The organism is Dehalococcoidia bacterium (genome assembly GCA_030648205.1).
Lineage (GTDB): Bacteria > Chloroflexota > Dehalococcoidia > JAUSIH01 > JAUSIH01 > JAUSIH01.
Window position 1 is genome coordinate 1 of the sequence record JAUSIH010000018.1, and the last position, 9459, is coordinate 9459.

General features: G+C 62.7%; 7 protein-coding genes and 2 pseudogenes. 7 read left to right on the plus strand and 2 right to left on the minus strand.

What is annotated here, in order from left to right; all coding sequences use genetic code 11:
- The 7 genes and pseudogenes from Q7T26_02120 to arsB all read left to right on the plus strand — a co-directional run.
- Positions 1-533: universal stress protein (locus Q7T26_02120; GenBank protein MDO8530954.1), on the plus strand; the 533-nt coding region annotated here is incomplete at its 5' end.
- Positions 533-1126, plus strand: coding sequence for a GNAT family N-acetyltransferase (locus Q7T26_02125; GenBank protein ID MDO8530955.1), 594 nt, complete (start codon positions 533-535; stop codon positions 1124-1126). The genes Q7T26_02120 and Q7T26_02125, both read left to right, overlap by 1 nt.
- Before the next feature lie 166 nt (positions 1127-1292).
- Positions 1293-3995: an HAD-IC family P-type ATPase gene (locus Q7T26_02130; GenBank protein MDO8530956.1), complete on the plus strand. Its 2703-nt coding sequence runs from the start codon at positions 1293-1295 to the stop codon at positions 3993-3995.
- A gap of 333 nt (positions 3996-4328) precedes the next feature.
- Positions 4329-5435, plus strand: a complete 1107-nt coding sequence (gene ftsZ, locus Q7T26_02135; protein MDO8530957.1) for a cell division protein FtsZ — start codon at positions 4329-4331, stop codon at positions 5433-5435.
- A gap of 255 nt (positions 5436-5690) precedes the next feature.
- Positions 5691-5810: pseudogene (locus Q7T26_02140) on the plus strand (CoA transferase).
- A 78-nt stretch (positions 5811-5888) separates the two neighbouring features.
- A pseudogene (arsC, locus tag Q7T26_02145) lies at positions 5889-6318 on the plus strand (arsenate reductase (thioredoxin)).
- A gap of 35 nt (positions 6319-6353) precedes the next feature.
- Positions 6354-7445, plus strand: a complete 1092-nt coding sequence (gene arsB, locus Q7T26_02150; GenBank protein MDO8530958.1) for an ACR3 family arsenite efflux transporter — start codon at positions 6354-6356, stop codon at positions 7443-7445.
- A 342-nt stretch (positions 7446-7787) separates the two neighbouring features.
- Here the strand turns inward: arsB and Q7T26_02155 are convergent, their stop codons facing one another.
- Positions 7788-8402, minus strand: a complete 615-nt coding sequence (locus Q7T26_02155; protein ID MDO8530959.1) for a hypothetical protein — start codon at positions 8400-8402, stop codon at positions 7788-7790.
- An 877-nt stretch (positions 8403-9279) separates the two neighbouring features.
- Positions 9280-9459 (minus strand): hypothetical protein (locus tag Q7T26_02160; protein ID MDO8530960.1); only part of this gene is annotated, 180 nt, incomplete at its 5' end.

Genomic DNA, 9459 nt, shown 5'->3' on the forward strand with positions numbered 1-9459 from the left:
TGGTGGTCCGCGCCAAGCAGAAGCCCACTCCCGCGAACCAGGTTCGGCTGGACGTCGTCATCCTGCCTCTGGACGGCTCGCGTCTGGCGGAGCAGGCCATCCCCCACGCGACCGCGCTGGCTGGCGCGATGTCCATGAAGCTAAAGCTGGTAAGGGTCACCCCCTTCGCGCAGGACCTGTACATGTACACTGACTATCCGATAGGCGCGTACGCGGAGGGCTATGAGGAGGCCATGAAGTCCCTGGATACGGAGGCGGTGAAGTACCTGAGCAACGTGTCCAAGAGGTTGCAGAAGCAGGGTGTGTCCTCGGTGGAGCAGACGCTCCTGCGCGGCAATCCGGCGGACGCCATCGTGGACATTGCGCAAAAGACGGAGGACAACTTGGTCGTCATGACCACGCATGGCCGCTCCGGCGTAGGCCGCTTTCTGATGGGCAGCGTGGCCGACAGGGTTGTGCGTTATTGCGGCGACCCCGCCCTGATCATCCGCGCCACTGGCGCCGCAAAAGGAGCCAAAAAAGGAGCCCGCTGATGCCTCTTCTTCATAGCCATATCTACAAGCTGACGGCCTACCCCAAGGACATCCACCTGCGGGACGGCGTCCGTATGACTCTGAAGCCCATGACATCGGAGGACGCGGATGCTCTGCAGCAGTTCTTCCTGCAGATGCCTGCGGAGGAGCGGCACTACCTCAAGGAAGACGTCACGTCTCCCAAGGTGATCAAACGCTGGGCGGACGAGTTGGACTACGACAGGGCCTTGCCCCTTCTGGCCTGGGTGGATGGGAGGGTCGTAGCCGATGGGAGTCTGCACCGGACTCGGACCATGGCCCGGCGCCATGTGGGGGAGCTGCGCATCGTGGTGGACCCGGCGTTCCGCCTGCGGGGACTGGGCACGATCCTCATGCATGAACTGGCCGCCATCGCTCGGGAGCACGGCCTGGAGCGCCTGATGTTCGAGGCGGTGGGGGGAATGCAGGATGAGGCGGTGAAGGCGGCGGAGTTCATGGGGTTCACGCAGATAGCGGTTCTGACAGGATATGGCAAGGACCTGAACGGCCACCCCCGCGACATCATCGTCATGGAGACGCCGCTTGGGAAGTGGTTCGACTGGTGGAACTTCTAGGGGCGTAGCCGCCGTTCCGGTCGGGCCACCGCCTCACAAGAGCGGCGGCCGCGGGCCGTCGCTGCCGACGTGGTGACCAGCGCGGACGCTGACGCGACTCCAGCCCGGTGCGCCGCGTCCGCAGAGGCCGGCGCCCGCTATTCTGCCGCTCTCAAACAGGCTGCTGATGAGCGCCACAGTCCATCCCCAGTGGCACACCCTCTCCTCGGCGGAGGTCCTGACGGCCCTGGGGACCAGCGGCCGGGGGCTGTCTCGGCAGGAGGCCGCCGCGCGGCTGGTCCGGTACGGTCCGAACATCATACGTCGTGGCGGCGGCGTCAACCCCTGGGCCATCCTGTTCCATCAGTTTGCCAGCCCGCTCATATACATCCTGCTTGTGGCGCTTGGGGTCACGCTGGCCATTGAACACTGGGTTGACTCCATCGTCATCGGCGCGGTGGTCGTGCTCAACGCCGTCATTGGATTCACCCAGGAGTTTCGGGCCGAGAACGCCATGCAGGCGCTTCTGGCGCTTGTTTCGCCCCGCGCGCGTGTCGTGCGGGACGGGAGGGACGATGAGGTGGACGGCAAGAGCCTTGTCCCCGGCGACATCGTGCTTTTGCAGTCGGGCGCGCTGGTGCCCGCCGATCTGCGCCTGCTCGTTTGCACGCGCCTGAACGTTGACGAGTCGCCCCTCACCGGCGAATCGCTGTCCGTGACGAAGTCGCCGGAGCCTCTTGACGTGTCCCGCTCCATCCCGCTTGGGGACCGGAAGAACATGGCGTTCATGGGGACGACGGTAGCGTCGGGTAGGGGCGTGGGTGTTGTGGTGGCGACAGGCGGCGGCACGCAGGTCGGCTCCATCGCCCGCGATCTGCGCCGCACGACCCGGGCGGAAACCCCGCTGCAGGCCCGCATGGCCCAGTTCGGTCGCCTGACCGGCATCGCCGTGCTGGGCGCCAGCGCTGCCGTGTTCGCGCTCGGCATAGCCCTGGGCGAACCCCTGTCCCATATGTTTCTGGTCGCCGTCGCCGTGTCCGCCATTCCGGAGGGCCTACCCGTGGCGATGACCATCGTCCTGGCCGTGGGCGTGCACCGTATGGCGAAGCGGAACGCCATCGTGCGCCGTCTGGCGGCAGTGGAGACTCTGGGGAGCTGCACGGTCATCGTGTCCGACAAGACGGGCACGCTGACGGAAAACCAGATGACGGTGCAGGAGATCTTCGCCGGAGGAAGGCGCTATGTCGTGACGGGCGCCGGGCGCAGCCTGGAGGGAAACGTTCTGGTGGACGGCGCCCCAGCCCGCGTTGAGGCGGACATGCCCCTATACCTCACGCTGCAGGCGGGTGCGCTCACCAACGAGGCATCTCTCCGGGTGGAGGATGGAGGGGTCCTCGCGCATGGCGACCCCACGGAGTCCGCCCTGCTGGTGGCTGCGGCAAAGGCGGGCCTCTCGCACGACGACCTGCTCCTCCGGTACCCCAGGCTCGCCGAGGTGCCTTTTGAACCGGAGCGGCAGTTCTCCGCGAGCGTTCACATGGATGGCGGCCGGGAACGGGTCATGGTGAAGGGGGCGCCGGAGCGGGTGCTGGAGATGTGCGGCACGTGGATGACTCCCGAAGGGCCGCGCCCGCTCGACCGCGACGCCATGGCCACCGAGGCCATGCGGATGGCTGAGCAGGGGTTCCGTGTGCTTGCGATGGCGTATGGCGAAGGGGCGGACGCCGCCGCGCTGGCCCGGGCCGGCGCGCCTGAGGGCCTCATGTTTCTGGGCCTCCAGGGCATGATGGACCCGCCGCGTCAAGAGGCGGCCCGCGCCGTGGCGGCGTGCAAGCGGGCGGGCATCCGTGTGCTGATGGTCACGGGCGACCATGCGGCGACGGCGGCGGTGATAGCGCGCAGGCTGGATATAGACGGAGCATCGGGCGACGTCCGCACCGGCGCCGAACTGGAGGCCATGTCAGACGACGGTCTGGCCGCCGTCCTGCGTCGCGTTTCGGTGTACGCGCGGGTCAGCCCCGTCCAGAAGCTGCGGATTGTGGACCTGCTGCGACGGCAGGGGCACATCGTCGCTGTGACAGGCGACGGCGTCAACGACGCGCCCGCGCTGCGATCAGCGCACATCGGCGCGGCGATGGGACTGTCCGGCACGGACGTTGCGAAGGAGGCCAGCGACATCGTCCTGACGGACGACAACTTCGCCACTGTCTATGCCGCGGTGGAGGAGGGACGCACCTCTTTCGCCAATATCCGCAAGGTGACGTTCCTGCTTGTATCCGTGGGCGTGGGCGAGCTCATTACCATACTGACCGGCCTTGCGCTGGGGCTTCCGTTGCCCTACCTTCCCGTACAGATACTGTGGCTCAACCTTGTGACGAACGGCATCCAGGACATCGCCCTGGCCTTCGAACCCGGCGAGCCGGAGCAGGGAAGCAAGCCCCCGCGGGACTCCAACGAGGGAATACTGTCAGGCTTTCTGGGAGAGCGCCTGCTCCTCGTGGGCGCGGTGCTGACGGCGGGAACGCTCGGCATATTTGTGTGGGAGCTGACGCACGGGGCGACGCTGGCGTATGCGCAGGTCGCCGCGCTGACGACGATGGTGGTGTTCCAGAACTTCCACGTGGGGAACTGCCGCTCCGAGGAGGTCTCCGTCTTCCGGAAGAGCATCTTCTCCAACCGCTTTCTGCTGCTGGGCGTTCTTGGCGCCCTGGCCGTTCACCTGGGAGCGATGTACTTTTCGCCCATCCGGTTTCTCCTGGGCCTGGAGCCGCTGTCCCTCGACTCCTGGGTCCGTCTCGTGGTGGTCGCTTCCTCCGTCCTTGTAGCGGTGGAGGTGCATAAGATCGCCCGCCGACCGCGTGCGCGCGGGGAGAGGCCGCGCCCTTCGTAGTCTGGGCTGCTGCTCATTCTGGTCGCGCCGTGAATGCGCTTCCTTTGTCACGCAGTCCCGCGCGATTGCTCTTTTTCATTCTAATTCTTAAACTACTTTCGCTTGACGTTTGGCAAGACGGGAGAGCGTCAGGGGTAAAGACGGGCAAGTCCAGCACGCCAGAATCTTAAACTGGTCTAAATATTGTCAAGAAACTTCTTGACAATCGGCGATTTGTCGTTTACACTCACCGCAAGTTGTGGCATTGCCGCAGGGGGACGACCTCGCGGCAGGGCCTCCGGGAGTGCCGTCCAAGGAAGACAAGGCGCTTCTTAGGAAAGGAGAACGCGTCCAATGAATACGGAACAGCAGGGTCAGTCGCCTCAGCCCATTGATGTCGGGGCCAAGCTGAAGGTGATGGGTGTGGGCGGAGGCGGTTGCAACGCGGTGCGCCGGATGTTCCAGCAGAACGTCCGCGGCGTTGACCTGTACGCGGTGAACACGGATATCAAGGCGCTGATGATGATGGACTTGCCCAACCGCATCCAGTTGGGCAGCAAGCTTACCCGCGGGCTGGGCGCCGGCGCCGAGCCGAACGTCGGTCGGCAGGCAGCCGAGGAGAGCATGGAGGAGCTGCGGGAAGCACTGCGCGGCGCGGACATGATCTTCATCGCCGCGGGCATGGGCGGCGGCACGGGCACCGGCGCCGCGCCGGTTGTGGCGGAGATCGCCAAAGAGACGGGCGCGCTGACGGTCGCCATCGTCACTCTGCCGTTCGCCTTTGAGGGCGGCAAGCGTATGGCCCAGGCTCAGGAGGGGCTGGCCCGCCTCCGGCAGAACGTGGACACCCTGATAGCCATCAACAACGACAAGCTTCTGGCCGCCACGCCCAAGAAGACCAGCGTGGACGCAGGGTTTCAGATGGCGGACGATATCCTTGTGCACGCGGTGCGCTCCATCTCGGACCTGATTACCATGCCCGGCGAGATTAACGTGGACTTCGCGGACGTGCGGACCATCATGCGGGCCGGCGGGCCGGCCATCATGGCCATTGGTCAGGGCAGCGGTGAGAACAGGGCCGTGGAAGCGGCGCGCGCCGCCATCAACAATCCCTTGCTGGAGCTCTCAATAGAGGGGGCCAAGGGCGTGCTGCTCAACATCACGGGCGGAAACGACCTCACGCTGGCCGAGGTCAACCTTGTAGCGGACACTATCGCCAAGGCTGTTGACCCGGATGCGCACATCATTTTCGGCGTCGTCAAGGACTCGAAGGCGGACAAGACTGTGCAGGTCACGGTCATCGCCACAGGCGTCAGCGAGGTTTCGCAGTCAGTGCCGCACATCCGCTCCAGGCAGGGAGAGCAGTCGGCCAATAGCCTGTCGATCGGCAAGGAGCCGGAGGTAGCGATTGATTACGATGCGCCTGCCTACATGCGCTCCGGGAAGGCGCGCTTCCGCTAGAGGTCGCACAGAGGGGGCTCTGGGCTAAGCGGGCGGCGCGCGTCCGGAAGGGCGTGCGGGGTGCGGCGCATGGCCCATGCGGCGTACTTCGGAGGACAATCTAGGCGCAAGGACTAGAAGCGCATATCTTCGCGCTGTTATCGGGCCGGGAGGCCGCTGTGGGACGCCCTCACAGCGGCCTCCGCTTTTGTCCTCAAGGGCGGATCTCCTTTATGGTCGGTCTGACGTCGCGGACCTGGACATGAGCACGACTTCAACTGCGTCAACCAGAACAAGCTGAGCGTGTGGCTGGACCTGACGCGCCCGGAGTCCGTGGCTATCGTCAGACACCTGGCGCGGACATCTGACGTTGTGGCGGAGAAGGTCGTCTACTAGCCGCGACGCCTTAACATGCCGTTAAAAAACGCAGCTTACGCTAAGCGGGAACACGCACGTCGGGCGAGGTGAAACCGTATGTCCCGCAAGCGCATTGCGTTCCTCTGCACTGGCAACTCCCGCCGCAGCCCAGATGGCGGAGGGTTGGGCGAAGGCCCTCGCAAGCGACCGCTGGGAGGTCTACAGCGCGGGTATAGAGGCGCATGGCGTGAACCCCCGCGCCGTCGCCGTCATGGCGGAGGCTGGCGTGGACATCAGCGGCCAGACATCCAAGACCATTGATTACCAACGGCTGCAAGAGCAGAATGTCATTATCACGCTCTGCGGCGACTCCGAGGAGCGCTGTCCGGTGACGCCGCCGACGGCGCTGAAGTTTCACTGGAGCCTTCCCGATCTGGCCAGGGCCATCGGCTCCGAGGATGAGATCATGGCACGGTTCCGCCAGGTGCGCGACGAGCTCTGCGACCGCATCAAGGCGCTCGTCGCCATGCAGGAGCAGACCGCCTAAACACGCATTCAGAATCTCGCCGTCAAGAGGCAGTAATGCACTCCCACGGGTCAGCCGCCACGGGGTCACGTCTTTCGGTCCTGGACCGCTTTCTCACGCTCTGGATATTCCTCGCCATGGTGATGGGCGTGGGCATGGGCTATTTCTACCCGCGCAGCGCGGGGCTACTCTCCGGCCTTCAAGCGGGCACGACATCCATCCCCATTGCCGTGGGACTTATCCTGATGATGTACCCGTCGCTCGCCAAGGTGAGATACGAAGAACTCGGGCGTGTCTTTCGCGACTGGCGCGTGCTGACCGTTTCCCTCGTGCAGAACTGGGTCATCGGCCCGCTGCTCATGTTCTTCCTTGCCGTCCTCTTTCTGCGCGGCTTTCCGGACTACATGGTGGGCGTCATCATGATCGGCCTGGCGCGGTGCATCGCCATGGTCATCGTGTGGAATGAGCTCGCCAGAGGGGACAGGGAGTACGCCGCGGGCCTTGTGGCGTTAAACTCCCTGTTTCAGATCGTCTTCTACTCTATCTACGCCTATGTCTTCGTCACGGTGCTGCCGCGCTGGTTTGGTCTCAGTGGGAGCGTGGTCAACGTGTCTATTCGCCAGATCGCCGAGAGCGTATTCATCTACCTGGGCATCCCCTTCCTTGCGGGCGTCATCACGCGCATTGTGCTCATAAAAGCCAAGGGGCGCACGTGGTATGAGGAGAAGTTCATCCCGCGCATCAGTCCCCTGACGCTGGCCGCCCTGCTGTTCACCATCCTCGTGATGTTCTCCCTCAAGGGGGAATATATTGTGCAACTGCCTCTTGACGTTGTGCGCATCGCGATTCCACTTGTCATCTACTTTGTCGTGATGTTCCTCGTGGCCTTTTACATGAGCAAAAGGGTCGGTGCGGACTACTCGAAGACGGCGGTCATCTCATTCACCGCCGCGAGCAACAACTTTGAGCTGGCCATCGCCGTGGCGGTGGGCGTCTTCGGCATCAACTCGGGCCAGGCGTTCGCCGCGGTCATCGGCCCCCTGGTGGAGGTGCCGGTGCTCGTCAGCCTCGTGAACGTGGCGCTGTACTTCCAGAGGCGCTATTTCACCGCCGCGCCCGAGCCGACGGGGGAGCCACGCGCCAGTTAAAACGGAAGGCCCCGCAGCGTGAGGCCTCCTGTGTCGCTGCTGGGCAAACACGTGTCCTACGTCTTAGGCATGCGGTCCCGCGAGATCGAGCGGCTGGTGGCGGAGCAGGTAGTGTTTTGAAGGGGATAACAGGAAAGGCTCGTCTGAGGTGGGAGAATCGAAAGTGGCCTCTCCGTAGTGGATAGGGACGCCCCTACGTGTTGTTTCGCTTAGAGAGGGCTACCTTTCGTCCACAATGGTGGGCCTCTGTGGACAGCACTCGAACCTACTGCCTGCGGCCCGACCTTATGTCCAGGCTGAGGCAACTCTTGGCTCAGCACTAGCCTCCGCCGGTGGTTCTGGTCATCTCATGTAAGTCCTGAGCGAAGAAAGAAGGTTATTGTTAGCTGTTTCTACGTGCCTGGATAAGTCATCGCCTTCCGCTGAGTAAACGGTATTGCGCAGGCCCTTGATCCAATCTGTGTCCACGTTGCCCGCTTGCCCCCGAGCCTGTTGGAGACGTACCTCGAACAGCGAGTTCAAAGAAGATGCGAGCTCACCAAAGTATTTCCTGAACGCGGCTATTGATTCAGAGATAACTTGACCCGCTGTATTGCCCAAGATTACCTCTGCTTCCCACCCTGCCGCTTGCAGCCTAACCAAGTCTTCCCTCAATGCCTCAATGCGGTTGCTACGTAGAAACCATTCGTCCAACATCTGCGCTTCATCCGGTGACTCATCCTCTTTCCTTGGACGAGCGGCGGCCTCGGCAGATGAAGCAATGGGGAATCTGGCCCACTTGAAGGCGTCACTGATCTCGTAGGAAAGGAGAGCTACTTTACGGGCAACCTCAAACCTTGCCTTGCCTGTCAACTCCCTGCGCCAAGTAAACAACCCACATAGGGCCGCAGCCGCAACGAGTACGCTGGCTAACGCAACAATGACATTGCTCACACTGGAGACGACTTCCTCAGTCACGGCTAATCTTCTTGAATACGAGGCAAACAGTGGTAATCTGTTCCCCTGAGTCGCTTCCTGTACAACTCTGGCACAGAGTAGCGGCGAGTCTTCCCGTTGTAGGGTTGCCCTCCGCCAGTTGGGGCGCGAGTTGAATATCGTCCTCCATGACGGTTATTGCCTCAATTCCCCTTACTAAAGCAGTATGCCCAGCGCCATCCATGGTGAGGTTAGGACGCGCAACAGAGTGACGCGACACAGAAAATACCACTTAACACTCCCGCCGGCTGGGAAGAGATGACTTCCTGTCAAATGGTCTGACGATACGTGTCCGTTCGTCCAACGTCCATCGGGAAAACTCCGTCGAGTTTATCACTCGGGTCACGACCCACGCTTCGTTCGCATATTCAGCCGTCCAGTGAATCCGTGGACTCTCAGACCCAACCTCGCATTTACGAACTTCTTCAATCTGCGTTAGCCGCCCGACATCAAACTGGTAGAATGTGTACGTTTTCAGGCTCAGATAGTTTTGAACTACTGCAATCGCCTCAGTGGGTGTAAAGTATGGCGGAGGAGTCGGCGTTGGGGTCGGTATAGGAGTGGCTGTAGGCCTCCGTTCGGGTGTAGCTGTGGGCGTCGGCGTGGCTTCAGGCCCAGCACAGGCAAGTGTCAAGATGAGCAGACCTGTGATTATGCCCGCTACCTTTATGTATGCTGCCACACTTACTTCACGACGGGTTCCAAAGAATACTGCTTGCGGACGCTTCACAAGTGTTTGCATTTGGTGGGCCTCCGTGGACTCGAACTCTCGGATTACGAACCACGTCCAAGGCAGTCCTTCTGTGCCGCCCGCGCACTCCCCCACTGTCGTTGCTGGGTTGCTGGCGAACCTTTGGCCCTACGTCGTCAGCAGCCAGTCCACCACCCGCTTGTACTGCTCCAGCGTGACCTCGCCTATGATGCGGATAGCGCCCTGCTTGTCCAGGAAGATGGCCGTGGGGATGCCCTGAATCTTCTTCTGTTGCGCCTCCGCCAGATCGGCCAGAACGCCGGGCCGCTGGGAGCCGCTCTCTAGGTC

Bases quoted from the DNA above. Each gene is read 5' to 3' on its own strand.
- Q7T26_02125 (MDO8530955.1), top strand. From the start codon at position 533: ATGCCTCTTCTTCATAGCCATATCTACAAGCTGACGGCCTACCCCAAG.
- Q7T26_02130 (MDO8530956.1), top strand. From the start codon at position 1,293: ATGAGCGCCACAGTCCATCCCCAGTGGCACACCCTCTCCTCGGCGGAG.
- ftsZ (MDO8530957.1), top strand. From the start codon at position 4,329: ATGAATACGGAACAGCAGGGTCAGTCGCCTCAGCCCATTGATGTCGGG.
- arsB (MDO8530958.1), top strand. From the start codon at position 6,354: ATGCACTCCCACGGGTCAGCCGCCACGGGGTCACGTCTTTCGGTCCTG.